The 24,420-nt window shown below is 66.3% G+C and carries 22 protein-coding genes; 13 read left to right on the top strand and 9 right to left on the bottom strand.

All coding sequences use genetic code 11. The annotated features are described in order from the left end of the window. Positions 1-28: 28 nt before the first annotated feature. Positions 29-1,111, bottom strand: a complete 1,083-nt coding sequence (gene prfA / locus ACZY0R_RS34530; RefSeq protein WP_488864832.1) for a peptide chain release factor 1 — start codon at positions 1,109-1,111, stop codon at positions 29-31. A 133-nt stretch (positions 1,112-1,244) separates the two neighbouring features. Beyond that, positions 1,245-2,549, bottom strand: coding sequence for a glutamyl-tRNA reductase (hemA, locus tag ACZY0R_RS34525; protein ID WP_488866344.1), 1,305 nt, complete (start codon positions 2,547-2,549; stop codon positions 1,245-1,247). Between the two features lie 263 nt (positions 2,550-2,812). Between hemA and ACZY0R_RS34520 the strand changes: the two genes are divergently transcribed. Then, on the top strand, positions 2,813-3,049 hold the full coding sequence (locus ACZY0R_RS34520) for a hypothetical protein (RefSeq protein WP_488864830.1): 237 nt from the start codon (positions 2,813-2,815) through the stop codon (positions 3,047-3,049). A 52-nt stretch (positions 3,050-3,101) separates the two neighbouring features. On the opposite strand, the gene ACZY0R_RS34515 is transcribed toward ACZY0R_RS34520, so the two are convergent. Then, positions 3,102-3,869 (bottom strand): 5'-methylthioadenosine/adenosylhomocysteine nucleosidase, encoded by a 768-nt coding sequence (locus ACZY0R_RS34515; protein ID WP_488864828.1) that lies wholly within the window; start codon positions 3,867-3,869, stop codon positions 3,102-3,104. Between the two features lie 193 nt (positions 3,870-4,062). Here ACZY0R_RS34515 and ACZY0R_RS34510 point away from each other — a divergent pair, with 193 nt between their 5' ends. From ACZY0R_RS34510 to ACZY0R_RS34495, 4 genes are all read left to right on the top strand, one after another. Continuing rightward, a complete protein-coding gene (locus tag ACZY0R_RS34510) occupies positions 4,063-5,106 on the top strand; it encodes a DUF2157 domain-containing protein (protein ID WP_488864826.1) in 1,044 nt (347 codons plus the stop codon). After that, on the top strand, positions 5,103-6,224 hold the full coding sequence (locus tag ACZY0R_RS34505; RefSeq protein WP_488864824.1) for a DUF4401 domain-containing protein: 1,122 nt from the start codon (positions 5,103-5,105) through the stop codon (positions 6,222-6,224). The genes ACZY0R_RS34510 and ACZY0R_RS34505 overlap by 4 nt, the downstream gene beginning before the upstream one ends. Further along, the gene (locus ACZY0R_RS34500) at positions 6,221-6,721 is read left to right on the top strand and encodes a GDYXXLXY domain-containing protein (RefSeq protein WP_488864822.1); all 501 of its coding nucleotides are present in this window, start codon (positions 6,221-6,223) and stop codon (positions 6,719-6,721) included. The genes ACZY0R_RS34505 and ACZY0R_RS34500 overlap by 4 nt, the downstream gene beginning before the upstream one ends. A gap of 544 nt (positions 6,722-7,265) precedes the next feature. Beyond that, positions 7,266-7,556, top strand: a complete 291-nt coding sequence (locus ACZY0R_RS34495) for a hypothetical protein (RefSeq protein WP_488864820.1) — start codon at positions 7,266-7,268, stop codon at positions 7,554-7,556. 225 nt (positions 7,557-7,781) lie between these two features. Here the strand turns inward: ACZY0R_RS34495 and ACZY0R_RS34490 are convergent, their stop codons facing one another. Next, on the bottom strand, positions 7,782-8,933 hold the full coding sequence (locus ACZY0R_RS34490) for a hypothetical protein (protein ID WP_488864818.1): 1,152 nt from the start codon (positions 8,931-8,933) through the stop codon (positions 7,782-7,784). A gap of 235 nt (positions 8,934-9,168) precedes the next feature. On the opposite strand from ACZY0R_RS34490, the gene ACZY0R_RS34485 reads away from it, so the two are divergent. Together ACZY0R_RS34485 and ACZY0R_RS34480 are read left to right on the top strand one after the other, a co-directional pair. Then, positions 9,169-9,474 (top strand): type II toxin-antitoxin system RelE/ParE family toxin, encoded by a 306-nt coding sequence (locus ACZY0R_RS34485; RefSeq protein ID WP_488864816.1) that lies wholly within the window; start codon positions 9,169-9,171, stop codon positions 9,472-9,474. Next, complete coding sequence (locus tag ACZY0R_RS34480; protein WP_045238852.1) at positions 9,471-9,767, top strand: addiction module antidote protein; 297 nt, start codon at positions 9,471-9,473, stop codon at positions 9,765-9,767. The genes ACZY0R_RS34485 and ACZY0R_RS34480 overlap by 4 nt, the downstream gene beginning before the upstream one ends. A gap of 299 nt (positions 9,768-10,066) precedes the next feature. Here ACZY0R_RS34480 and ychF read toward each other — a convergent pair whose 3' ends face one another. Further along, on the bottom strand, positions 10,067-11,158 hold the full coding sequence (gene ychF, locus ACZY0R_RS34475) for a redox-regulated ATPase YchF (RefSeq protein ID WP_488864814.1): 1,092 nt from the start codon (positions 11,156-11,158) through the stop codon (positions 10,067-10,069). Positions 11,159-11,489: 331 nt separating this feature from the next. Between ychF and ACZY0R_RS34470 the strand changes: the two genes are divergently transcribed. The 5 genes from ACZY0R_RS34470 to ACZY0R_RS34450 all read left to right on the top strand — a co-directional run bounded on the left by ACZY0R_RS34470 (position 11,490) and on the right by ACZY0R_RS34450 (position 18,962). Next, on the top strand, positions 11,490-12,746 hold the full coding sequence (locus ACZY0R_RS34470; RefSeq protein WP_488864812.1) for a UbiH/UbiF family hydroxylase: 1,257 nt from the start codon (positions 11,490-11,492) through the stop codon (positions 12,744-12,746). A 50-nt stretch (positions 12,747-12,796) separates the two neighbouring features. Further along, positions 12,797-13,546, top strand: coding sequence for a DsbC family protein (locus tag ACZY0R_RS34465; protein WP_035872602.1), 750 nt, complete (start codon positions 12,797-12,799; stop codon positions 13,544-13,546). Between the two features lie 81 nt (positions 13,547-13,627). After that, the gene (gene acuI, locus ACZY0R_RS34460; RefSeq protein ID WP_488864810.1) at positions 13,628-14,617 is read left to right on the top strand and encodes an acrylyl-CoA reductase (NADPH); all 990 of its coding nucleotides are present in this window, start codon (positions 13,628-13,630) and stop codon (positions 14,615-14,617) included. Between the two features lie 54 nt (positions 14,618-14,671). Beyond that, complete coding sequence (locus tag ACZY0R_RS34455; RefSeq protein ID WP_488864808.1) at positions 14,672-16,477, top strand: M61 family metallopeptidase; 1,806 nt, start codon at positions 14,672-14,674, stop codon at positions 16,475-16,477. Between the two features lie 25 nt (positions 16,478-16,502). Further along, positions 16,503-18,962, top strand: a complete 2,460-nt coding sequence (locus ACZY0R_RS34450; protein WP_488864806.1) for an FUSC family protein — start codon at positions 16,503-16,505, stop codon at positions 18,960-18,962. Between the two features lie 27 nt (positions 18,963-18,989). Here ACZY0R_RS34450 and ACZY0R_RS34445 read toward each other — a convergent pair whose 3' ends face one another. Further along, on the bottom strand, positions 18,990-20,342 hold the full coding sequence (locus ACZY0R_RS34445) for an ABC transporter ATP-binding protein (RefSeq protein WP_488864804.1): 1,353 nt from the start codon (positions 20,340-20,342) through the stop codon (positions 18,990-18,992). Positions 20,343-20,412: 70 nt separating this feature from the next. Beyond that, positions 20,413-22,167 (bottom strand): ABC transporter permease, encoded by a 1,755-nt coding sequence (locus ACZY0R_RS34440; protein ID WP_488864802.1) that lies wholly within the window; start codon positions 22,165-22,167, stop codon positions 20,413-20,415. Positions 22,168-22,447: 280 nt separating this feature from the next. On the opposite strand from ACZY0R_RS34440, the gene ACZY0R_RS34435 reads away from it, so the two are divergent. Continuing rightward, complete coding sequence (locus ACZY0R_RS34435) at positions 22,448-22,720, top strand: acylphosphatase (RefSeq protein WP_488864800.1); 273 nt, start codon at positions 22,448-22,450, stop codon at positions 22,718-22,720. Positions 22,721-22,733: 13 nt separating this feature from the next. Here the strand turns inward: ACZY0R_RS34435 and ACZY0R_RS34430 are convergent. Both ACZY0R_RS34430 and ACZY0R_RS34425 read right to left on the bottom strand, forming a co-directional pair. Next, a protein-coding gene (locus tag ACZY0R_RS34430; protein ID WP_488859801.1) for an IS5 family transposase occupies positions 22,734-23,485 on the bottom strand; the annotation gives its coding sequence in 2 pieces (ribosomal slippage) (positions 22,734-23,165 and positions 23,168-23,485; 750 coding nt in all). Positions 23,486-23,579: 94 nt separating this feature from the next. Next, entirely contained in the window at positions 23,580-24,371 is a 792-nt protein-coding gene (locus tag ACZY0R_RS34425; RefSeq protein ID WP_488864798.1) for a uracil-DNA glycosylase, read from the bottom strand. Positions 24,372-24,420 lie beyond the last annotated feature (49 nt).

Genomic DNA, 24,420 nt, shown 5'->3' with positions numbered 1-24,420 from the left:
CGTGGTAATGCCGCGCATTGATTCGCTGTTAATGTCCTTCGCCAAGCGCCGCCAATTGATCGGCCTGGTGTTCCGCAGCCAACGCGGACAACAGTTCGTCCAGGTCGCCATCCATGATCATGTCGATCTTGTAGAGCGTCAGGTTGATCCGGTGATCGGTCACCCGCCCCTGCGGGAAGTTGTAGGTGCGGATACGGTCGCTTCTGTCGCCGGTGCCGATCAGGTTGCGCCGGGTGCTGGCTTCTTGCGCCTGGGCCGCGCGCAGCTTCTGGTCCATCAACCGGGCGCCCAGGACTTTCATGGCCTTGTCCTTGTTGCGGTGCTGGCTGCGGTCGTCCTGGCATTCCACCACGATGCCGGTGGGCAGGTGGGTGAGGCGCACCGCCGAATCGGTCTTGTTGACGTGCTGGCCGCCGGCGCCCGAGGCGCGGAAGGTATCGACCCGCAGGTCGGAGGGATTGATCTCGATCTCGCCCACCTCATCGGCCTCGGGCATTACCGCCACCGTGCAGGCGGACGTATGGATGCGCCCCTGCGCCTCAGTGGCCGGGACGCGCTGCACGCGATGACCGCCGGATTCGAACTTGAGCCTGGAGAATGCCGCATCGCCGGCGATCCGGATAATCACTTCCTTGTAGCCGCCAAGGTCCGACGGGGATTCGCTCATGACCTCCACCTGCCAGCGCTGGCGCTCGGCGTAGCGCGTGTACATGCGCAGCAGGTTGGCCGCGAACAGCGCGCTTTCCTCGCCGCCCGCGCCGGCGCGGATTTCCAGCAGCAGGTTGCGGTCGTCGTTGGGGTCCTTGGGCAGCAGTAGTTTCTGCAGGCTGCCTGCCAGCGTTTCCAGCCGTTCGCGGGCCGCGGTGATTTCGTCGGCGGCGAACTCCTTCATCTCGGGATCGTCCAGCAGCGCCTGCGCGGTGGCGAGGTCGTCCTGCGCCTGGCGATACTGCGCATATTGCTCGGCCACCGGAGACAGTTCGGCATGCTCGCGGGTGAGCTTGCGGTACTGGTCGATCTTGGCGGTGGCGTCCTCGCGCGCTAGCAGGGCGTTGACTTCGTCGAGCCGCTCGGCCAGTTGGTCGAGCTTGGTGAGCATGCTGGCTTTCATGGATATCCGGGGACGCGATGAAACGGTGGGTGCGAAATGTTGCTGGGCTGAGGCTGCGTGCGGGGCGGCGGAACGGGCCGGGGCAACGCAAGGCTGGCCACGCGCAGGACACGCACGGCCGAGGTGAGCGCGGCTAGCGCTCGGAGTGGCTGCTGTGGCGGAACAGGCCGGGCACCAGGCGCAGCAGGGTTTCGCGGTCGTCGCCCTGGGTGTGGTTCAGCGCGTGGGTGGGGCCATGCAGGAATTTGCGGGTCAGCGCGCCGGACAGTGCTTCGAGCACAGCCTCGGGGTCGTCGCCGCGCGCCAGCATCCGGCGCGCGCGCTCCAGTTCGGCCTGGCGCATGGCCTCGCCCTGCGCCTGCAGGTCACGGATGACCGGCACCACGCTGCGGGTTTCCAGCCAGTGCATGAAGTTCTGCACGCGGCTCTCGATGATGGCTTCCGCCTGGGCCACGGCCGCCTGGCGCATGGCGTTGCCCTCGCGCACGATGGCACCGAGGTCGTCCACGGTGTACAGGAAAACGTCATCCAGGCGTGCGACTTCGGGCTCGACGTCGCGCGGCACGGCCAGGTCCACCATCATGATGGGGCGGTGGCGGCGCAGCTTGACCGCGCGTTCCACCGCGCCCAGCCCGATGATGGGCAGGGAACTGGCGGTGCACGACACCACGATGTCGAACTCGTGCAGGCGCGCGCCCAGGTCCGACAGGCGGATCGCCTCGGTGGTCAGGCCCTGGCCGGCAAGCTGCTCGGCCAGCTTCTCGCCGCGCTCGATGGTGCGGTTGGCTACCACGATCTGGCGCGGCGTTTGCGCTGCAAAGTGCGTTGCGCACAGCTCGATCATCTCTCCCGCGCCGATAAACAGCACGCGCTGGGTCGAGACGCTCTCAAAAATCCGCTGGGCCAGGCGTACCGCGGCGGCCGCCATGGACACCGAATGCGCTCCGATCTCGGTCTGGCCGCGGACTTCCTTGGCCACCGCGAAGGTGCGCTGGAACAACTGGTTCAGGTAGGTGCCGAGCGCGCCGGCTTCGCCGGCGGTGCGCACCGCATCCTTCAGCTGGCCCAGGATCTGGGTTTCGCCCAGCACCATCGAATCCAGCCCGCTGGCCACCCGGAACGCATGGCGCACGGCTTCGGACTGCGGCAGGGAATAGAGGTGGGGCGCGAGTTCTCCGGCCGGCACGTTATGATGCTGCGCCAGCCAGCGCAGCGTGTGCTCGAAGCCTTCCGAACCCGACACCAGCACATCGGTCGCGCAGTAGATCTCGGTGCGGTTGCAAGTGGAGAGGATGGCGGCTTCGGTGCCGTTCCTGCCCGCCAGGTGGGTGCGCAAGGCGCCCAGCGCGGGTTTGATCTGCTCGAGCGGAAACGCCACCCGCTCGCGCAGCGAGACGGGCGCCGTGGTGTGATTGATACCGATCGCGAGCAGTTGCATGGTGGGGTGCATGTCTCTCTGGCCGGGCTCCGGGCAGCGGCTTTGCAGGCCTCAGCGCGGGAGTCAGGTGCAATCCGGGCATGAATTCAAGCGCGGATTCCGGCGCAAAGCGCCGCCGAACCGGGCTACATTATAGCGCCCGGCGCGGATCTTGCCGTGGTACGGATGGGTGAAGCCCGGCATTACCGTATTGTTATGGCCACGCGCGGCGTCCGGGGATACCGGTGAAGCAGGGCGCTCTTTCAGGAATTCAGGAAAAAGTGATGTTGGGTACGCTGATGGTAGGGGTGCTGGTCGGGTTGGCGGCGCGGTTGCTGCACCCGGCGGGCCGGGTCAGCCTGCTGGCGGCGATGCTGTTCGGGGGGCTGGGGGCGCTGGCCGCGTTTTACGGCGGGCAGGGCTTGCACTGGTTTGTGGCCGGGCAGATGGCGGGCTGGTTTGCGGCGATCCTGGGAGCAGGCCTGCTGGTGGGGGTTTGGGGTGTCGCCAGAGGGCGGTAATCGGTGGCCGGAGGCCTGTTCAAAGTATGAATCTCCGATTGAAAACCTCCCCTTACCCGCGCAGCTCCAAAAACCGCCTCAAGACCCCGCTCGAATAATGGCTGGCCACCTCGGTCAGGAATGCCGCAAAATCCACATGCGCACTATCATCGGCCCGATCCGATAGGGTCCGCATTACGGCATATTTCACGCCATATTCATGGCAGACCTGCCCCACCGCGGCACCTTCCATTTCCACCGCCAGCACGCCGGGCAAACGCTCGCGCAACTCGGCCGCCGCGGCGGGCGAGCCGATGAACTGATCCCCGCTGGTAATCATGCCCACGTGCAGCGCAGGCGCGCTCACGCCGAAGCGGCCCAGCACGTCCGCCGGCACCGCGCCGGGCAGGTCTTCGCGCAGATAGCCGGACACGGCTTCGCGCAGCGCGGCGGTCAGCACGGGGTCGGTGGGAAATTCGGCGCGTTCGAGCAGGGGCACTTCATGCCGTCCGAAGAACGGACGCGCGTCCAGGTCGTGCTGCAGCGTGCGGTCCGCCACCACGACATCCCCGACGCGCGTATCAGCCCCGATGCCGCCGGCCAGCCCGGTGAAGACGATTTCGTCCACGCCAAACTCGCGCACCAGGGTCACTGTCGTGGCCGCGGCGGCCACCTTGCCCATGCGCGCAAGCACCAGCACGCAGCGCTGGCCGTGCAGGTGCCCGACGTGATAGTCGCGCATGCCGATGCGCTGCACGGTGGCGCGGGCATCGTCGTGGCGCATGGCGGCGATCAGGCCGTCGACTTCATCGTGAATGGCGGCGAGGATACCGAGGGTCATGGCGGGGCGCGCGAGGCGTGGCTGGATTGGAAAAACGCACAGCATACCGGGCCGGCCCGCGGCCGCAAAGCGCCGGCGCGGGGACGGCTGCCACCTGTGGTCACGCGCGCAAGGAAAGTGCCGCGGCAGCACGCTCCTTTGCTACAGTGCATTGGCGCATCCATCACATAGGGCATCCATGCAGCCATCTTCAATGCAATCCTTCCAGGACCGGCGGGCCGTGCGGCAAGCGCTGGCCGACTGGCGCGAGCAAGGCGTGCTTGGTGCTGACGGCGTGGCCGCCGCCTGGCCAGGCACCGAGCCGGACGCAGCTGGCTGGCGCACCTGGCTTGACCGTGCCTTGCTGGTGCTGGGCGCAGCCTTGCTGTGCGCCGGCGTGATCGTGTTTTTTGCCTTCAACTGGCAAGACCTGCACAAATTCGCCAAATTCGGCTCGCTGGCCGCCGCGCTGACCCTGCTGGCGGGATTCGCCTGGTTGCGGCCGCCTGCCGACCTGGCAGGCCGCGCCGCGCTGTGCGGCGCGCATGTGGGTGCCGGCGTGCTGCTGGCCGTGATCGGGCAGGTGTACCAGACAGGTGCCGATGCCTGGCAATTGTTTGCCTTGTGGGCATTGCTGGCGATCCCCTGGGCACTGGCCGCGCGCGCGGCGCCGCACTGGTGGGTGGTGATCGTGCTGGCCAATGTGGCGCTGCTGCGGTACTTCAGTGTCCGCCTCGGTGTGGGTGCCATGCTTGACCTGCTGTTTGGGGCGGCTGGCGAGCGGGCGACCACGCTATCGCTGCTGGCGGCTACGCTGCTGCAGCTTGCGTTGTGGTTCGCGCTGTGCGCGATGGCGCCTGCCCTTGGCTTTCGCGGCCTGGCCGGCGCGCGCATCCTTGTCGCGCTGGCGTGCGGCTATGCCGGCTGGCTGGGCTTCGCCAGCATCCTCCACAGCCGCTTCGACGCCGCTATGTTCGGCGTGGCTTTGCTGACGCTGGGCGTGCTGCTCGCCTGGTTCCGGCTGAGGGCTTTCGACCTGGTGGCGCTCAGCCTGGCCAGTTTTGCCACCATCGTGCTGCTGGTGACCGCGGTTGCGCGCCTGCTGCTGGATGTCAATCGCGCGGGATTCGGCGCCTTCCTGATCCTGGGGCTGCTGACCATCGGCTTGTCCGCCGCGGCGGCGGCGTGGTTGCTGCGCGCCTACCGGCAGCATGGACTGGCTGATGCAAGCGGCGCGGCCAAGGGAGAACCGGCATGATCAGCGATCGACACGCAGTGCAGGCAATGTGGCAGGACCTTGCCACGCGCGGACTGGTGCAAGGGCAGCCCGCGCAAGCGCAAGCCCGCACGCCATGGGCGGTGCGGCTGCTGATGGGCCTGGCCGGCTGGCTGGGCGCGGTGTTCTTCCTCGCCTTCCTGCTCGGCTCGGTCTTTGTGGCCGCGCGCAATAACCAGATGGCGATGGTGCTATGCGGTGCGGCGATGATAGCGCTTGCCGCGGTGCTGTACCGGCGGCGCGCGGGCGCTACGGCGCTCGAGCAATTCGCGCTGGCCGTCAGCCTGAGCGGCCAGGGCCTGCTGGTGTACGGCGCGAGCGAGGCCTATGGCGTCAGCCGCCTGCTTGAGTCCGCAGGCTTCTGGGGCGCGCTGGCATTGTTCGAAGCCGTGCTTTATGTGCTGGTCGGCAACCGGCTGCATCGTTTCCTGGCTGCGCTGGGCGTGTGGACTGGCGTGGCCCTGGCGCTGCACCTGGCCATGACGCCGGGCCTGCGCCATGTTTGGCAGACGATGAGCTTCTCCCTGGGCTGGCTGGCGCCATTCGCGCTGACGCTGCTGACCGGCTTCGTGCTCGCGGAAGGGCGGCTCTGTGCCGCGGGCCTGCACGGCTGGCTCGAGCCGGCCGCGGACGCCACGCTGCTGTTTGCGCTGGGCGCGGCCCTGATGGTGACCGGCCTGGGCCTGCCACACGCGTTGCTGTTCGATGCCGACACCGGACGCCACACCGGCAACCACTGGCTGGCGGGGGCCTTGTGCGGCGCGGTGTTCGCTGCGTTTGTGCTTGCCGAGGCGGGGCGCCTGCGGCTGCGCCCGCCGGTGCGCGTCGCGGCGCTGCTCGGCGTGGTGTCGTTCAGCGCGTTGCTGGCCGGGGCGCCCGCGGTGGTTGCCGCGGCGCTGGCGCTGGGACTGGCGCTGCGCCGCGGCTCGCTGCCCTGGCTGGGGCTGGCCGTCGCCGCGCTCGGCATCGGCTTTGTCTGGTACTACAGCGCGCTGCACTGGACGCTGCTGATCAAGTCCGCCACGCTCGCTGGCGCCGGCATTGCCGTGCTCCTGCTGCGCATGGCGCTGCATCGCGATAGCGCAAGGAGACAAGCATGAAGCGCTGGATATTGTTGGCATGGGTTCTCACGCTGGGACTGGCCGCCTTCGCCATCACCGGCAAGGAACGGCTGCTGGCGCACGGCGACATCGTCTACCTGCGCCTGGCGCCAGTCGATCCGCGCTCGCTCATGCAAGGCGACTACATGGCCCTGAATTTCGCCATCGCCGACGCCATCCGCGAGGCGCGTCTCCAGCAAGGCATCGATCCCGCACGCGAGCAAGTGGCCGTGATCCGCCGCGACGCACGCGGCGAAGCCACCCTCGTGCGCCTGCACACGGGCGAGGCCCTGGCCAGCGGTGAGCAACTGCTGCGCTTCCAGACCGTGCCGTCGCGCTGGGGCGGCGTGCAGGCCCAGGTGTCCACCGATGCGTACTTCTTCCAGGAAGGGCAGGGGGCGCGGTTCGAGAAAGCGCGCTATGGGGAGTTTCGTGTGGGGCCGGATGGGCAGGCGCTGCTGGTGGGATTGCGGGGGCAGGACTTGAAGCCGTTGTGAGTGGCAGAGTACAAGAGTCATTTACCCCAAGGCGCTTGGTTTTCGATCCGGACCTTCATGGGTGACGTGCCAGGGGTGGTCTGATGTGTCGTTGCACAATCACGGCATCGAGACGACGAATTCCGCTGAGTACGAGGGGGCTGCTCACTGGCGAGAGTGTTAACTGTTGTTGCCGCGGCGTTTATATCGTTCACTGGCGACGCTATACTGGTTGGGTCGCTGCAACCACAGCGACCGGGATTGGCGTCCCGATCACGTAGGCGGACAACCGCCGCCAGGCGGTTTTTTTCCGTCGCGCCTTCGCACGTCCCTATGGGCGGGCCTGGGTGGGGGAGCCTTCGGGCTCACCGGTTCCTACGTGCTGGTACGCCAACCCTGCCTTGTGCCCGCCCACCCCGATTGGCGTCGGGAAGCGGGTTTGAAACCGCAAACGTAGGAGGCATCTGCATGCTCCAGTCTTCGCTCGCCTGTACCGGGCAATCTGTATTCCCCGAAAATCCTCTCATCTGCCCGCGCCAGCGCGCATCCCAGCGGAGGGCGCCCAATGTGTAAGCACCCCCACTACAACATCAGCGCCGAGCAGGCAGGCCGCGATATCTTCGTGACCACGCACGCTGCACCCGAAAGCCCGCTTAGCCTCGCCGCTGAAAAGGCTGCCCAACTCAACGCGCTGCTGTCGGTCGCCATCGAGAACGCTGCCGGCGGCACGTTAGCCAATCTGACTGAGGAGACTCAGGGCCATCTGCTCTCGCTGGCGGCGGTACTTGCGAACGAGACGTTGGTGTTGAGTGAGCTCGCGGTCCTGCGGGACTTGGAGGGGATGCGTGATGGATGATCTTGTGATGGGTCTGTACGAGCGGGCTGCGTCAGCAGTCTCGTGAAATAAGAAGTCCCGCAGGCGTTTGGTCTCGCGGGGCTTCTGTTGGTTTGCATGCGAGCGGATTCTCACCCTGCCGCAGAGCCATTTGGCCTATGCGGCACCGGGCGAAACCAAGCCTCGATCGAACCGATTAGCCCGGCACTCTGCCAAATCGCCATTCAGCTTGTTCTTGGCGGGTGCTCATGCCGGGCACAAGTCCGCATCGCGCAAGCGGCGCAACAGGGCGCCGCGCTTGGCGTGGGAAGCCAGGAATTGCCGCAGCGCACGCTCGAATGCTTCGCAGCTCGATGTGAGCGCATAACCGTCCGCCAGCTCCGCCAGCGCCTTCGTTGCCTCGTCATAAGCCGACGCCGTGCCCCTCTGTACCTGCGTATCGATGGCTGCCCAGCGCTTGTCAGCATCGTTCATCATCAGCCTCAGTTGCGCTTCGCGCTTTCGGCGGCGTGCGGCCTCCTGCTTGGCGTGTGCCTTTGCTTCGCGTTGCAGGCGCGCAACGGAGGCCGCTTCGGCGAGTTCCCGCAGATGGCCGAGGATGCGCCGCGCCGTGGAAGACGGCGTCGAAACGTGCTGCGCTTTCAGCCAGGCGGCATGTCGCAGCCGGACCTGGCGTTCCGCCTGGTGTACGAGCCCTTGGGCGAGCAGCTTCAGCACCGCTGCCATTTCCTCGCGCGGCCATTCGTTCAGCCACGCATCGATGCGATCGTCCTGCGCGGCATCGCCCGGCGAAACGTCGGGGCTCGCCGCCGCAGCGGCGGCCAGCAGGTCGGGATCTATCTCCAGGAATTCGACCAGCGCCTCCTGCGGCGGCGACAGTGTCGCCAGGCCGGGGGGCACCTCCGGTTCCAGTGCGTCGTCCGCAAGGTCAGCGGATCCTGCCAGCCAGCCCAGGTAAAGCGGGCGCAGGTCGCCACGCATCAGCTCGGCGCGCAGGGGGACCAGGCGCCGCATCCAGCCGCTGCCGTCTTGCATGTCGAAGCGGTCATAGTCTTCGCCTTCGTTGAGCGACCAGTCAATGATCCAGTGCTCTCCGTGTGCCTCGATGGTCGAAGCATGCCGGATAGCGAAAGGCTTCAGTTCCGCTTTGCCAAACGTGGATAGCGGCACGCGCAGCGCCAGCCTGCTACAGCACCAGTTGGCGGTGTAGACGAAGACGTCGAAATATCGCCGCATCCAGTCGGCCGGATCTGCCTTCAGGTCACCCCACTCGTAGTGGTTGACGAAGCCCGAGGAGCTGATCTGGGCGCGTGTGGAGACGGCGCGCAGCTGCGCCATCTCGGCGCGGGTGAGCGGCCGGTCGATGGCCGCGAATTCGTAGTATTGGTATTCGCTCATGCTGGTTGGATGGATACAGGCGCCTGCTTCGCTGATTACACGCAGCGACTCGATCAGTAATGGTACAGGCAGGCAACTGTGTAGATCTGGCCCTCTGTTGTGCCATCGACGAAGCGCGTTGTGTCCTCGATGTCCGTGCCCAGAAAGCTGCCATATTGCCCATCGGGGACGCGGACTTCCCGACTCCCTTTACGTTGCCCTTGACAGATGTATCCAGTCGGATACGATAATGGTCATGACCACACTCAACCGTACCGCTGAATTCAGCGCCTGGATCTCGACCCTCAGGGATCTGAAGGCAAGGGCCAAGATCCTGGTGCGCCTCAAGCGAGCCGAACAAGGCAACTTTGGCGATTCGGAGCCGATTGGGGATGGCCTGTCGGAGATGAGGATCGATTTCGGCCCTGGCTACCGCATCTATTACGGCCGCGAAGGTGCTGTGGCCTACTTGCTTATTTCAGGCGGCGATAAGTCGACTCAGAAAGCCGACATCAAGCGAGCTAAGGAAATGTGGAAAACGATCAAGAAGGAGTCATCATGAACAAGATCGAAGTTGCACGCTTCGATGCCTCGGACTATCTCGACAGCGAAGAAATGATCTCTGAGTACCTCAATGCCGCCTTGGAAGAGGACGACACTGCAGTGCTGCTTGCCGCTATCGCGGACATTGCCAAGGCGCGTGGTATGACCAGAGTGGCTGCCGACTCTGGACTTGGCCGAGAGAGCCTTTACAAAGCGCTCGCTCCGGGCGCAAAGCCTCGCTTCGACACCATCATGAAGCTCCTGCACGCGCTTGGCGTGAAGCTCACGACAGTGCCGGATGCTCACGCATAACTAACCGACGCCAGGCTAAAAAAAATCCCGCCCCCTCAACTACCCATTCCGCATAGTTGTTGGTAAACGGGGCTGGATTGATGACTAGACTCGCTAGCAGACTCGACGGTTTGCTGGGGATTTGTTTTTGCGAAAAATGATTTCGGGAGAAGATGACCCCTCAAGTATAGCCTGGGTTAACAAGCAAATAACATCGCCCGTAAGCAAACCAGCTGCCAAACAAGAGCCCCGCAGGCACATGCCTTGCGGGGCTTTTCATCGCCCGCTAAATCCAACCCGCGGGCAGCAGTTCAGGACACTTAGACGTTGAACAAGAAGTTCATCACATCCCCATCCTTCACCACATACTCCTTCCCTTCCGCCCGCATCTTGCCGGCTTCCTTGGCACCTTGCTCACCCTTGTAGGTGATGAAGTCCTCGTAAGCGATAGTCTGGGCACGAATAAAGCCGCGTTCAAAGTCGGTGTGAATCACACCCGCAGCCTGCGGAGCGGTGTCGCCCACATGGATCGTCCACGCGCGCACTTCCTTCACGCCGGCGGTGAAATAGGTTTGCAGGCCCAGCAGCGTAAAGCCCGCACGGATCACGCGGTCCAGGCCGGGTTCTTCCATGCCGAGGTCGGCCAGGAACACGGCCTTGTCTTCGTCGTCAAGGTCGGCGATTTCGGCTTCGATGGCGGCGCAGACGGCCACGACCGGCGACTTGGTCTTGGCGGCGTGGGCGCGCACGGCGTCCAGGTGCGGGTTGTTCTCGAAGCCGTCTTCACGCACGTTGGCCACGTACATGGTGGGCTTGGCGGTGATCAGGCACAGCGGCTTGATGGCGGCCCACTCTTCGTCCGACAGGTCGAGCGTGCGCACGGCCTTGGCTTCATTGAGCACGGCCTGGGCTTTTTCCAGCACGGCCACCAGGCGCAGCGCTTCCTTGTCGCCGGCGCGCGCGGGCTTGATGTAGCGGGCGTGGGCCTTTTCCACGGTGGCGAGGTCGGCCAGCGCCAGTTCGGTGTTGATCACCTCGATGTCGGACAGCGGATCGACCTTGCCGGCGACGTGGATGACGTTCTCATCCTCGAAGCAGCGCACCACGTGGGTGATGGCGTCGGTTTCGCGGATATTGGCCAGGAACTGGTTGCCCAGGCCTTCACCCTTGGAGGCGCCCGCCACCAGGCCGGCGATGTCGACGAATTCGACCACGGCCGGCAGGACGCGCTCGGGCTTGACGATCCCGGCCAGGTTGACAAGCCTCGGATCCGGCACTTCCACCACGCCCACATTGGGCTCGATGGTGCAGAACGGGTAGTTCTCGGCGGCGATGCCGGCCTTGGTCAGGGCATTGAACAGCGTGGACTTGCCGACGTTGGGCAGGCCGACGATGCCGCATTTGAGGCTCATGGTAAACCTTTAAAAATCAATGGGTTGCGGTTCGCCCTGGGTGCGTCTGGCGCGGTTGGCGCGGCGATTGGGACGCAGAGGGGAAAAGTGCAGCACGAGGCAAGACAGCCAAAGCGGGACTTCACTCACCGCTTTTGTGCCGGAATTGCCATCGGAAAGATGGCTATTGTAACCTCGCCAGACGTTGCGCTGAACCCGCTGGCCGCTCCCTCTGGTCCTCGTATTTCCTCACTCCCCTCGGGTGCCCCCGTTTGCCCTGCGCGTTACGCGGCCAGTTCCGACGCGCGTGGGTACGGCAAGGGCAATGTGCCGGGGTGGCTATAATTCACGCATGACTCGTCCATCTCCCTCCCGTTTCCAGGTTGCCGTGGTCGGCGGCGGCATCGTCGGCAAGGCTTGTGCTTTGCTGCTGGCCCAGCAGGGCATGCAGGTGGCGCTGATCGCGCCGCGCCCCCGCGGGGCCGTGCCGGAGCCGGACCAGTGGGACAGCCGCATCTACGCCTTCTCGGCGAGTTCGCAGGCTTTGCTGGAGCAGTTGCGTGTGTGGGAGGCGCTGGACCCTGCACGGATGCAAATGGTGTCCGATATGCGTGTGTTCGGCGATGCGAGCTCAGCGCAGGCCGATACCCCGGCCGCCGGAGACCTGCATTTTTCGGCATATGCCGCGACAGTGCCGCAACTGGCCTGGATCATCGAATCCGGCCATGTCGAGCGCGTGCTCGATACCGCCTTGCGTTTCCAGCACCAGGTGCACTGGCACGACGATACCGCGGCGGCCTTCGCGCGCGACCATGAGGGCGCCACGCTGACGCTCGCCGGTGGCGACAAGGTGCGCGCCGCCTGCGTGGTGGGCGCGGATGGCGCGCGCTCCTGGCTGCGTGACCAGTGCCATATCGCGGTTGCCAAGCGCCGCTACCGCCAGCTCGGCGTGGTGGCCAATTTCGAGTGCACGCTTGCGCATCAGGACACGGCCTGGCAGTGGTTCCTGGGCACGCCCCCCAAGCTGATGGCCGACGAGGAGCCCGCCAACGGCGAGATCCTGGCGCTGTTGCCCTTGCCCGGACGCCGCGTCTCCATGGTGTGGTCGGCCGAGGAGGGCCACGCGAGCGAGCTGCTGGCGCTGTCTCCGGAGGCACTGGCCGATACCGTGATGCAGGCCGCCAGCGGCGCAGTGGGGCGCCAGTTCGGCGCGCTGCGCTGCGTGACGCCGGCACAGGGCTTCCCCCTGGTGCTGCAGCGCGCCGAGCAGTTCGTCCAGCCGCACGTGGCACTGGTTGGCGACGCGGCGCACGTGGTGCACCCGCTGGCCGGCCAGGGCATGAACCTGGGTTTGCGCGATGTGGTGGAACTTGGCCGCGTAATGGCCGACAAAGAGTCTTTCCGTGGCGAAGGCGATCTGCGCCTGCTGCGCCGCTACGAGCGGGCGCGCGCCACTGACCTGCTCTCCCTGACGGCTGCCACCGATGGCCTGCACCGGCTGTTTTCGTTGCCCGGCGGCATCGCGCGCGCAGTGCGCAATACCGGCATGCGGGCGGTGGGAGCGCAGCCGCTGATTAAACGTTTTCTTATCGGGCGCGCGCTGGGCTGAGCCCCGAGCCCGTCTCTCGCGTACCGAACCATCGATTCACTGGAGTCAACATGTTGCAATTCCTGCGCCGCCGTCCCGCCCTGTCAGCCACCATCGTTGGCGGATTGGCGGCTGCCGGCTTCGCGCTCCACGCCATGGCTGCCGGCGATCCCGGCACCGACCGCATCAAGGAATCGATGCAGAAGATGCTCGGCGGGCGCGCCGAAGTGAAGAGTGTGGCCAAGACCCCGGTGCCAGGCTTGTTCGAAGTCAATGTCGGCGGCCAGGTGGTCTATACGGATGCGACCGGCCGCTACATCATCAACGGCGAGATGGTCGACAGCAAGACCGGCACCAACCTGACCGAGGAGCGGCTGGCCGAAATCAACCGCATCAAGTGGTCGGACCTGCCGCTGGCGCGCGCCATCAAGTGGAGCAAGGGCGACGGCAGCCGCCAGGTGGCGGTGTTCTCCGACCCCAACTGCGGTTACTGCAAGCGCATCGAGCAGACCTTCCAGCAGATGGACAACATCACTGTCTACACCTTCCTCTATCCGGTACTGTCGCCGGATTCCTCCGTGAAGGCCAAGCAGGTCTGGTGCGCAACCGACCGCACCAAGGCCTGGCGCGACTGGATGCTGAGCCATGTGGCGCTGACCGGCAACGGCAGCTGCAAGACACCGGTGGATGACAACCTGGCGCTCGGCCAGAGCCTGAATATCACCGGTACCCCGGCGGTGTTCTTCATGGACGGCACCCGCATCCCCGGCGCCGCGGACGCTGCCACGCTCGAGCGCAAGCTCGCCAGCCTCAAGAAGTAAGCACTTGGCGCCGGCGGCCTCCCGGCGCTGCCGTGCCGGGGGCGTCCGGTTGTCTTTCATCAAGAATCCGAAGGAGACACCATGACGTTCCAGGCTTTGCTGCTGACCCAGGCCGACGGCGCCACCCAGGCCGCCGTTACCGCGCTCGACGAATCCAGCCTCCCCGCCGACGGCGACGTGCTGGTCGCCGTCGATTACTCCACCATCAATTTCAAGGACGGGCTGGCCATCACGGGCCGCTCGCCGGTGGTGCGCAAGTGGCCGATGGTCGCGGGCATCGACGGGGCCGGCACGGTGCTGGAATCCACGCATCCGCGCTGGAAGGCCGGCGACAAGATCGTGCTCAACGGCTACGGCGTGGGCGAGACGCACTGGGGCTGCCTGGCGCAGCGCGCGCGCCTCAAGGGCGACTGGCTGGTGGCCTTGCCGGATGCATTCACCACGCGGCAGGCCATGGCCATCGGCACGGCGGGCTATACCGCCATGCTGTCGGTACTGGCGCTGGAGCGCGCCGGTGTCAAGCCGGGTGATGGCGAGGTGCTGGTGACCGGCGCCTCGGGCGGCGTGGGCTCGGTCGCCATCGCGATCCTGTCCCGGCTGGGCTATCGCGTGGTGGCGTCCACCGGAAAGACTGCCGAGGCTGATTTCCTCAAAGCGCTGGGCGCGGCGGATGTCGTCGACCGCACCGAACTCGGCAAGCCGAACAAGCCGATGCAAAAGGAGCGCTGGGCCGCGGTGGTGGACTCGGTGGGTTCGCACACGCTGGTCAACGCCTGCGCGCAGGTGCGCTACGGCGGCGCGGTGACGGCTTGCGGGCTGGCGCAAGGACTGGACTTCCCGGGCTCGGTGGCGCCCTTTATCCTGCGCGGCATCACGCTTTACGGCATCGATAGCGTGATGGCGCCGATGGCGCGGCGCGAGGAAGCCTGGCAACGCCTGGCGCAAGACCTGGAGCCGGATCGCCTGCGCGCCATTACCCGCGAGATCGGCTTGTCCGAGGCGATCGAGGCTGGCCGCAAGATCGTCGATGGCGGCATGCGCGGCCGCGTGGTGGTGAACGTCAACGCCTGAGCCGGCGCGGGGTCCGGGGCAGCCGGGGCCGGGCATGGCGCTACAATCACGCTCATGAAGCCGATCCATTACGCCATCGCCCCGCTTCAACCCGAAGCGCACTTGTTCGCCGTCACTGTCACGGTCGACGCCCCCGATCCCGCCGGCCAGCAGTTCTACCTGCCGGCGTGGATTCCCGGCAGCTACATGATCCGCGACTTCGCACGCAATATCGTGCGCATCCGCGCGGATGCCGGCGGCAAGCCGGTGGCACTCGCCAAGCTCGACAAGCAGAGCTGGCAGGCGGCGCCGGTGGACGGGCCGCTCACGCTCAGCTACGAGGTCTACGCCTGGGATCTGTCGGTGCGCGCCGCGCACCTCGACGCCACCCACGGATTCTTCAACGGCAGTTCCGTGTTCCTGTGCGCCGAAGGGCAGGAAGATCGTCCCTGCACGGTGGACATCCATGCGCCTGCCGGCGAGGCCTATGCCGGCTGGCGCGTCGCCACCGCCATGCGCGAAGCGCCTGGCCGCGGCGGCGCCAAGCGCTACGGCTTCGGCCGCTACCAGGTTGCCGACTACGACGAGCTGGTCGACCACCCGGTCGAGATGGGCAACTTCACCATGGGCAGCTTCCGGGCCTGCGGCGCCCAGCACGACGTGGTGTTCACGGGCCGCGTGCCGCAACTCGACCTCGACCGCGTGTGCCGCGACCTGAAGCAGGTCTGCGAAGCGCAGATCCGGCTGTTCGAGCCCAAGACGGAAAAGGCACCGTTCCTCGACAGCAATCGCCGCTACGTGTTCATGACCATGGTCACGACCGACGGCTACGGCGGGCTGGAGCATCGCGCCAGCACGGCGCTGATCTGCGGGCGCGCGGACCTGCCGGCGCTTGGCAAGGAGGAGGCCACCGAGGGCTACCGCACCTTCCTCGGGCTGTGCAGCCACGAGTATTTCCACACCTGGAACGTCAAGCGCGTCAAGCCCGCGGCCTTCGTGCCGTACCGGCTGCGCGAGGAAACCTATACGCCGTTGCTGTGGCTGTTCGAGGGTTTCACCAGCTACTACGACGACCTGATGCTGGTGCGCAGCGGCCGCATCACCGAGACGCAGTACGTGGAACTGCTGGCCAAGACCTGGAACGGCGTGCTGCGCGGCAATGGCCGCACCAAGCAAAGCGTGGCCGAAAGCTCTTTCGATGCCTGGACCAAGTACTACCGCCAGGACGAAAACGCGCCCAACGCTATCGTCAGCTATTACACCAAGGGTTCGCTGGTGGCGCTGGCGCTGGATCTCACCATCCGCGCCAGGACCCGCAACCGCCGCTCGCTCGACGACATCATGCGCGCGCTGTGGCAGCGCTATGGCAGCGGCTTCTATGCGCCGGGCGCGCAGCAGCGCGGCGTCACCGAGGCGGAGCTGCATGCCTTGTTCGACGAGGCCAGCGGCCTGCGCCTGGGCGCGCTGCTGCGCTCGCTGACCGAGGGCACCGGCGAGCTGCAGCTGGCGGCGCTGTTCAAGCCTTTCGGCATCAAGGCGGTGCCGGCCAAGCCGGAGCGCAACGCCGCGCTCGGCATCAAGACCAAGAACGAAGACGGCTGGGTGCGCGTGACACAGGTACTCGATGGCGGCGCGGCGCAGGCGGCCGGGCTTTCGGCGGGTGACCTGCTGGCTGCGGTGGATGGCCTGCGCGTGGCGCCCGGGCAGCTCGACAAGCTGCTGGCGCGCTACCGCACCGGCGACAGCGCCGAATGCCACGTGTTCCGCCGCGACGAGCTGCACGTGCTGCCGCTGACCTTCGCGCGCGAGCCGGCGGCGCAGTACACCGTGACGGCCGAAGGTGGCCGCCAGGCCATGCGCGCGCGCTGGCTGGGCCTCTAGGCCGGTAAGGACCACACGCCGCCACATGCAATACGCGCACGACGCCCGCACCTTCGTCTATTCGCATTACGTCTATCGCGGGCTGCGCTCCGCGACCGGGGTGATCGGCGCCACGCTGATCGCCATGCAGTTCACGGACCTGCCCACGGCCATGGTGGTGTCGATGGGCGCGCTGTGCACCAGCCTGATGGACCTGCCCAGCCCGTTCAGCCACAAGTTCAACGAGATGCTGGCCAGCGTGCTGCTGTGCACGGCGGTGACCTTGCTGGTGGCCATGGCCACGCCGTTCCCGCGCGTGATGCCGCTGGTGCTGGTGCTGGTGACCTTCATGGCCGGCATGATGACGGTGTACGGCAACAAGACCTTGCCATTGCAGTTCTCGGCCTTGTTCGTCATGACGCTGACCATCAACGAGGACTTCGTGGTCAGGCGCGCGTTCGAGCATGCCTTGTTGTTCGGCATTGGCGCGGTGGCCTACATGGCCTACGCGATGGTGGTGAGCTGGGCGACGCAGCGGCGCACCAAGCAGCAGGTGCTGGCCGAGGCGCTGTACGAGATGGCGGGCTACCTCGAGATCAAGGCGGGCTTCTACGATGCCGGCAATGACTACGAGGCGCAGTTCAACCAGCTGGTGCGCCAGCAGATCGTGGTGGCGGAGCGGCAGCAGGCGGCGCGCGACCTGGTGCTGCGCGGCAACACCACCACCCACGACGGGCTGCTGGTGCAGGTCCATATGCGCATGCTGGACCTGTACGAGTACATCCTTTCCACCAATACGGATTACCCGCTGCTGCGCCAGACCTTTGCCGGCACGCCGGTGCTCGATCACCTGAGCCGGCTGGTGCAGCTGATGTGCAAGGATGTGGAAGGGATCGCCTACGACATCACGCGCGGCCGGCCTTCCTACGCCACCGTGGACTACCGCCAGGAGCTGCGCGCGGTCGAGCACGAGATCGCGCAGCTGCGCCATCACCACATCAACGCCGCGGCGATGACGGCGGTGGCGGAGACGCTCGACATGATCAAGGGCGCCATCGTGCTGGTGGAACAACTGCACGAGGCGTCGCGCACGCCGGTGGAGCCCAGCAAGGTGCTGCCCGGGCCGGACATGACGCCCTTCCTCACGCGCCAGCGCTACGAGCTCAAGGTGCTGCGCGACAACCTGCACTGGAAATCGCCCGCCTTCCGCTTTGCGGTGCGCATCACCATGGCGGTGGGGGCGGGGCTGTGGATCGCCGATCACCTGCCGTATGTGTCGCACAGCTACTGGATCCTGCTGACCATCATCGTGATCCTGAAGCCCAACTTCAGCATGACCAAGCAGCGCTACAACGATCGCCTGATCGGCACGCTGATCGGCTGCGTGATCGCGGTAGCCGTGCTCAGGGTCGTGCACCAGCCGCTGATCCTGCTCGGCGTGCTGTTCCTGGCGCTGGTGGCGAGCACGGCGTTTTCCACCATCAAGTACCGCTACACCGCGGTGGCGGCCTGCGTGCAGGTGCTGATCCAGATCAACCTGCTGATGCCGGGCAGCCCCACCGTGGCTGGCGAGCGGCTGATCGATACCGTGATCGGCGGGCTGATCGCCACGGTGTTCAGCTTCGTACTGCCCAGCTGGGAATACCGCGCGCTGCCCGCGCTGGTGGAGACCGTGCTTGAGGTCAACCGCCGCTACATCGCCGCCACGCGCGACCTGCTGCTGCGCGTGGCCAAGGACGATTTTGCCTACCGGGTGCAGCGCAAGCAGTTCATGGACAGCCTGTCCGCGCTGATCGGGTCGTTCCAGCGCATGCTCGACGAACCCAAGAGCCGGCATCGCGCGGTGGATAACCTGAACCGCTTTATCGTGCAGAACTACCTGGTGGCGGCGCACGTGGCCGCGGCGCGCATCCAGGTGCGCGAGCATTATGGCGAGCTGGATTTGCCGGCCGCCGAAAGCGCTATCCGCCAGGCCACCGATGCCGCTGTTCACAGTCTGCAACTGGCCAGCGAAAGGCTGGCCGAGGGCGATCGCTTCGGCGGGCGTGGCGCGGGATTCATTCGTCCGGCGAAGGGCAAGGCGGCGGTGAAAGAACCGAAGGCGGCGGACGTGGCCAACGAGAACACCGGCACCGCGATGGCAGGGGTCGCCGTTGCGGGCGTAGCCGCCGGCATCTCCGATGCCCAGGCTGCCCGGACCGCCGACTTGGCGCTTGCCGCGGCCACCGCCGATGCGCCGCCGCCGCCGTCCGAAGACGCCAGCGAGCGCCGTGCCCGCCTGGCCGATTCGGCCGACCGGCGCCGCGCCGATGTGCTGGTGCATGCCGCGGCGTCGGGCGAGCTGACACGCGCCGCCAGCGAAGCCGGCGGCACCGCCAGCACGGCCAGCTCAACCGGCCGCACCGCCAATGCCATCCTGGAGCGCCGCCTGCGCGCGTTGCGCGAGGACACCGCAAAGATCGCCCTGCGCACCGGCGCGATTGGCCGCGCCATGCGTGAGCGCTAGGCTACCGGGCCACCAGGCCAAACGCAATCAAGGCTGGGTGTCCGTGCCCGCGCCCGGCGCCGGCTGCTCTTCCCGCGGCAGTGTCAGCATGCCGCTGTTGTAGCTGTATTCATAGACTTCCCCGTAGCGCCCCCATTCGATGCCGATGGTCAGCACGCGCTTGGCTTCTTCCGGTTTGAGGAAAGCCTCGAGTTCCCGCAGCACGTGTTCTTCGCGGATCTCGCCGTCCTCGGACTGTTCGAGCTCGCGGCGGATGTGCGCGGCCAGTGCCACGTGTTGCAGCAGTTGCCTGCCGAACAGCACCTTGCGCTCCGGCGGCTCCGTCTCGTAGTAGGCACGGCCGAGGTCGGTGGCGTTGATGTCGCCGCGTTCGATGGTCGCCAGTTTCAGCAGGTGCAGGGCCTCGCAGGCGGGCAGCAGGTCATCGTCGGTGAGGCTGGCTTCCTCGGCCAGGTGCGGCAGGTCGGCCCGGCCGAAGAAAGGCGCTTCGCAGAGCAGGTCGAGAATGGCCTCCATCTGGCTGATGTCGGCGTCCGGCAGGCGGTAGCCGATGTCCTGGGCCGCCGCCAGCGCAGGCACGCGGGGCTCAAGCGCCGCGGGCGACGTCATCAGCGTGTAGACCTCGTCGATCAGCGCGCGTACCTGCGCCGAATCGCGGTTGCGCGGGCGCGGGAACGGGATCTTCACCTCGGCGCGGATGCGGCCCGGATCGCTCGACAGGACTACGATGCGGTCGGCCATCATCACAGCCTCTTCAATATTGTGGGAGACGATCAGGATGCACTTGATATTGGTGCGGCCGTCCTCCCACAGGTCGAGCATTTCGTCGCGCAGGGTCTCGCCGGTCAGCACGTCGAGCGCGGAAAAGGCTTCGTCCATCAGCAGCAGGTCGGGTTCGGTCACCAGCGCGCGGGCAATGCCGACGCGCTGGCGCATGCCGCCGGAGAGTTCGCGGGGCAGCGCGCTGTTGAAGCCCGACAAGCCAATCATGTCGATCGCCGCCTCGGCCCGGCGTCCGCGCTCCTCCTTGTGCACGCCCTGGGCTTCCAGCCCCAGTTCCACGTTCTGCTGCACGGTCAGCCAGGGGAACAGCGCGAACGACTGGAACACCATGGCGATGCCTTCGGCCGTGCCGCGCAACGGCTGCCCGCGAAAATGCACCTGGCCGCGATCCGCGCCCACCAGCCCGGCCATGATGCGCAGCAGCGTGGATTTGCCCGAGCCGGACTTGCCCAGCATGGCGACGATCTCGCCGCGCTTGAGGGTCAGGTCCACGCCTTCGAGCACCGCGCGGTCGGTACGGTCCGCGGTGCGGAAGATTTTCGAGACGCCACGCAGTTCGATGACGGATTCGACTGCGTTTGCGATGGGGCTTGCCATGATGATGTTCCGTTCGAGTTCGGGGCTTTGCCGCTTGTACGGCTTGTACGACTTGCGCGGCTTGTGCGGGTCAGAGGCGCGTGCGTTCCTGCGCGAGCAGGTACAGGCGGTTCCACAGCAGGCGGTTGAAGCCCACCACGAACACCGCCATCACGCCGATGCCCAGCGCGATGCGGGGAAAGTCGCCCTTGGCGGTCATCTCCGCGATATAGCTGCCCAGGCCGGTGGCGACCAGCGTGCGGTCGCCCCAGGTGACGTATTCGGAGACGATACTCGCATTCCATGAGCCGCCGGCCGCGGTCACCAAGCCGGTCAGCAGGCTGGGGAACACGGCCGGGATCAGGAAGCGCTTCCACAACAGCCAGCCGCGCAGGCCAAAGTTGCGCGCCGCCAGCTTGAGTTCGGTGGGGATGCCGGAGGCGCCGGCAATCACGTTGAACAGGATGTACCACTGCGTGCCGAAAATCATCAGCGGACTCAGCCAGATTTCCGGGTTCAGGCCGAGGCGCACGATCAGCATCACCACCAGCGGGAACATCAGGTTGGCCGGGAAGGCGGCCAGGAACTGCGCCACCGGCTGCGCGATGCGCGCCACCTTCGGGTTCAGGCCGATGCGGATGCCGATCGGCACCCAGATCACCGCCGCCAGCGCGATCAGCACGATCACCCGCACCATCGTCAGCGAGCCCAGCCACAGTACATGGCCAACCTCCGCCCAGCCCACCTCCGTACGCACGAAATGCATCACGCGATACAAGGCCGCCACCGCGATCAGGATGATGACGAGATTGCTCAGGCGCTCGAACCACAGCGCGCGCCGGTCATCGCTGGCCTTGGGGACCACCGCCTTGCGGCCCGAGCGCCAGGCCAGCGTGCGTTCCGCCAGCGCTGCCGTGCGGCCCAGCAGCATGCGTACCCATTCCGAGCGGCGCAGCAGGTCGAGCAGCCACGATTGGGGCTCGCTTTCCTGAGCCATGGTCTCGAAGCGGAAGCGGTCGGCCCAGGCGATCAGCGGACGGAACAGCAACTGGTCGTAGAGCACGATGCCGATCAGCATGGCCAGGATGGCCCAGCCGATCGCCGCCAGGTTTTGCTGCTGGATCGCCAGCGCGATGTAGGAGCCGATGCCCGGCAACCGGATGTCGTTGCCCGACACCGAGATGGCCTCGGACGCCACCACGAAAAACCAGCCGCCGGACATCGACATCATCATGTTCCACAGCAGGCCCGGCATGGCGAAGGGCACTTCGAGGCGCCAGAATTTCTGCCACGCCGAGAGCCGGAACATGGCCGCCGCTTCCACCAGGTCGGTCGGAATGGTGCGGATCGACTGGTACAGGCTGAACGCCATATTCCAGGCCTGCGAGGTGAAGATGGCGAAGATGGCGGCGCACTCGACCCCGACCAGGCTGCCGGGGAACAGCGCGATGAAACCGGTCACGGTGATCGACAGGAAGCCCAGTACCGGGATGGATTGCAGAATGTCCAGCGCCGGGACCATCACTTTCTCGGCGGTGCGGTTCTTGGAGGCCAGCGCGGCAAAGGCAAAGGTGAACAGGAGCGACGCCATCAGCGCCACCAGCATGCGAATGCTGGTGCGCATCAGGTAATACGGCAGGTAGGTGATGTCCAGATGCACCGCCAGCGGCTCGCCGGGCTGGTAGGGCACGTTCATTTGCCGGGCGGCAAAGGCCACCAGCACGATCACCGCCAGGATGATGGGCAGCAGCGCCAGGTCGAATCGGTTCGGCGGCGCGGTCAGCAACTGGCTGGCATAGCCTCGGAGTGTGACCGAGCTGGCCTGGTCGTGTTCGGCTTGCTGCATTATCTTGACAGTGGATCGTTGAGCGGTTGCCGGGGCGGGGCCGGCTGGCCCCGGGTCCTGGATGGATCGGCGGCGCGCGCGTGGCGCCGCGCCGGCGTTGGCGGAGAGCGGGATTTCCAGTGATGCCGCAACGCTGGCCGGATCGCCGCGCGCATCGCTGTGCTTTCGGCGTTACCCGCGTCGGGGTGTCCTTACTGGTAACGCTTGGGATCGCAGTCTAGTTTACTTGTGATGCATGCCGCGGCTGTTTCAGCCGCCGCGTCGGGCAAGGGGTACCCAGATGGAAACATGGCACATCGTGGTCAAGGGGCGGGTGCAGGGCGTGGGCTACCGCGCGGCCTGCGCAGGGCAGGCCGGGGCGCTCGGGCTGGGCGGCTGGGTGCGCAACCGGCAGGATGGCTCGGTGGAGGTGATGGCCTATGGGCCGCCTGACCGGCTGGAGGCACTTTGCGTCTGGATGCGGCGCGGGCCGCCAGCCGCGCAGGTCAGCGCGCTGGTGGCGCTGCCCGGCACGGGCGAGTTCGACGATTTCGACTGCCTGCCGACAGCCTAGGGCCTGTTGACAATCAGCAGACCCAGATGAATGCGGCGGCGAGCGCAACGAACGATGAGAAACGTTCGGAGAGCTTGTCGTAGCGCGTGGCAACGCGGCGGAATTGCTTGATGCGGCAGAAGAAGCGTTCGACCAAATTTCGTGAGGCATACAGATGCTCGTCCAGGGGGCGTTGTTCAAGACGATTGGCGCGACTGGGGATGACGGCTTGAATACCCGCGGACTGCAGGTGTTGCAGGATCGCGTTCGAATCGTAGGCTTTGTCGGCGGCCAGACTGGCGGGCTTCAGTTCGTCAAGCAAAGGCAGCGCTTCGGGGCTGTCTCCGGCCTGGCCGCCGGTCAGGCGAAAGCGCGCGAGCATACCCAATCCATCGACCAGCGCATGAATCTTGGTGGTCAATCCGCCACGCGAGCGGCCGATCGCCTGATCGCCTTTTTTTGGGGCGCGCCGGCGGCATGCTGGTGGGCACGCACAATGGTGCTGTCGATGAAGACTTCCTCGAAGTCGGCGTCGCCCCCAAGCTCAGCAAACACCATGTGCCACACCTGCGCCCGAGACCATCTGGCAAAGCGCTGGTACACACTGTTCCAAGGTCCGAAATCGGGAGGTAGATCGCGCCATGGGCTGCCGGTACGCGCCATCCACAGCACGGCCTCGACAAACAGTCGATTGTCTGCCGCCGTTCGACCCGGGTCCGTTGCCTTGCCGGGCAGCAAGGGGGCGATCCGTTCGTATTGTTCATCGCTGAGCATCAACCTTGGCATCCTGTCTTTCCGCAAAAGACAGGATGTAAACAGATTTCTTCACAAGTTAACAGCCCACTCGTTGCTGATTGTCAACAGGCCCTAGCGTCCGGGGTCAGGTGGCGCGCCAATCCACCGGCGCGGCGCCGTGCCGCTGCAGCCAGTCGTTGGCCAGCCGGAAATGTCCGCAGCCCAGGAAACCCCGATGCGCCGAAAGCGGCGACGGGTGCGGCGCTTCCAGCACGCAGTGCGAGCCGGCCAGCAAGGGTTTCTTGGCCTGGGCGTGGCTGCCCCACAGCAGGAAGACCAGGTTGGGGCGGGCGGCGGACAAGCCCTGGATCAGGCAGTCCGTTATCGCTTCCCAGCCGCGCTTGGCGTGGCTGGCGGCCTGGCCTTGCTCCACCGTGAGCACGGTGTTGAGCAGCAGCACGCCCTGGCGCGCCCAGCCCTCGAGGTTGCCGGAGGTGGGCGCCGCCGTGGCGCCGTCGCCGTATTCCGCGGCGATCTCCTTGAAAATATTGCGCAGGCTGGGCGGCACGCGCACGCCGTCAGGTACCGAGAAGGCCAGCCCGTGCGCCTGCGGAATCTCGTTGCCGTTGACCACGCCGGTGCCGTGGTAGGGATCCTGGCCGAGGATGACCACCTTGACGGTCTCGGGCGGCGTCAGGTGCAAGGCGTGGAACACCTCATGCGGAAAGACGGGCTTGCCGTTGGCACGTTCGCCGTCGACGAAGCTGGCCAGTTCCTGCCAGCCGGCCGTGTTCATGCAGGGGGCCAGCAATTCGCGCCAGGCGCCCGGCAGCGCCGCGGCTTGCGCGGACAGGCTGGCGGCGGCCGGAGCGGGGGCGGCATCGGCAACGGCCGGGGCTGCGAACAGGTCGGCCTGTGCGCGGTTGTGCTTGCTCATGCTGGAGGAATACCTGGTTCTTTGTTGGGAGGGGCGAGGAGGGCGCGGG

Source organism: Cupriavidus sp. F041 (assembly GCF_057814235.1).
Note: the sequence above shows the minus strand (reverse complement) of the source record. Positions and strands in the feature narration are given on the sequence as shown.

Coding starts and splice junctions, on each gene's coding strand:
- prfA (WP_488864832.1), bottom strand. CDS start 1,111: ATGAAAGCCAGCATGCTCACCAAGCTCGACCAACTGGCCGAGCGGCTC.
- hemA (WP_488866344.1), bottom strand. CDS start 2,549: ATGCAACTGCTCGCGATCGGTATCAATCACACCACGGCGCCCGTCTCG.
- ACZY0R_RS34520 (WP_488864830.1), top strand. CDS start 2,813: ATGTTGGGTACGCTGATGGTAGGGGTGCTGGTCGGGTTGGCGGCGCGG.
- ACZY0R_RS34515 (WP_488864828.1), bottom strand. CDS start 3,869: ATGACCCTCGGTATCCTCGCCGCCATTCACGATGAAGTCGACGGCCTG.
- ACZY0R_RS34510 (WP_488864826.1), top strand. CDS start 4,063: ATGCAATCCTTCCAGGACCGGCGGGCCGTGCGGCAAGCGCTGGCCGAC.
- ACZY0R_RS34505 (WP_488864824.1), top strand. CDS start 5,103: ATGATCAGCGATCGACACGCAGTGCAGGCAATGTGGCAGGACCTTGCC.
- ACZY0R_RS34500 (WP_488864822.1), top strand. CDS start 6,221: ATGAAGCGCTGGATATTGTTGGCATGGGTTCTCACGCTGGGACTGGCC.
- ACZY0R_RS34495 (WP_488864820.1), top strand. CDS start 7,266: ATGTGTAAGCACCCCCACTACAACATCAGCGCCGAGCAGGCAGGCCGC.
- ACZY0R_RS34490 (WP_488864818.1), bottom strand. CDS start 8,933: ATGAGCGAATACCAATACTACGAATTCGCGGCCATCGACCGGCCGCTC.
- ACZY0R_RS34485 (WP_488864816.1), top strand. CDS start 9,169: ATGACCACACTCAACCGTACCGCTGAATTCAGCGCCTGGATCTCGACC.
- ACZY0R_RS34480 (WP_045238852.1), top strand. CDS start 9,471: ATGAACAAGATCGAAGTTGCACGCTTCGATGCCTCGGACTATCTCGAC.
- ychF (WP_488864814.1), bottom strand. CDS start 11,158: ATGAGCCTCAAATGCGGCATCGTCGGCCTGCCCAACGTCGGCAAGTCC.
- ACZY0R_RS34470 (WP_488864812.1), top strand. CDS start 11,490: ATGACTCGTCCATCTCCCTCCCGTTTCCAGGTTGCCGTGGTCGGCGGC.
- ACZY0R_RS34465 (WP_035872602.1), top strand. CDS start 12,797: ATGTTGCAATTCCTGCGCCGCCGTCCCGCCCTGTCAGCCACCATCGTT.
- acuI (WP_488864810.1), top strand. CDS start 13,628: ATGACGTTCCAGGCTTTGCTGCTGACCCAGGCCGACGGCGCCACCCAG.
- ACZY0R_RS34455 (WP_488864808.1), top strand. CDS start 14,672: ATGAAGCCGATCCATTACGCCATCGCCCCGCTTCAACCCGAAGCGCAC.
- ACZY0R_RS34450 (WP_488864806.1), top strand. CDS start 16,503: ATGCAATACGCGCACGACGCCCGCACCTTCGTCTATTCGCATTACGTC.
- ACZY0R_RS34445 (WP_488864804.1), bottom strand. CDS start 20,342: ATGGCAAGCCCCATCGCAAACGCAGTCGAATCCGTCATCGAACTGCGT.
- ACZY0R_RS34440 (WP_488864802.1), bottom strand. CDS start 22,167: ATGCAGCAAGCCGAACACGACCAGGCCAGCTCGGTCACACTCCGAGGC.
- ACZY0R_RS34435 (WP_488864800.1), top strand. CDS start 22,448: ATGGAAACATGGCACATCGTGGTCAAGGGGCGGGTGCAGGGCGTGGGC.
- ACZY0R_RS34425 (WP_488864798.1), bottom strand. CDS start 24,371: ATGAGCAAGCACAACCGCGCACAGGCCGACCTGTTCGCAGCCCCGGCC.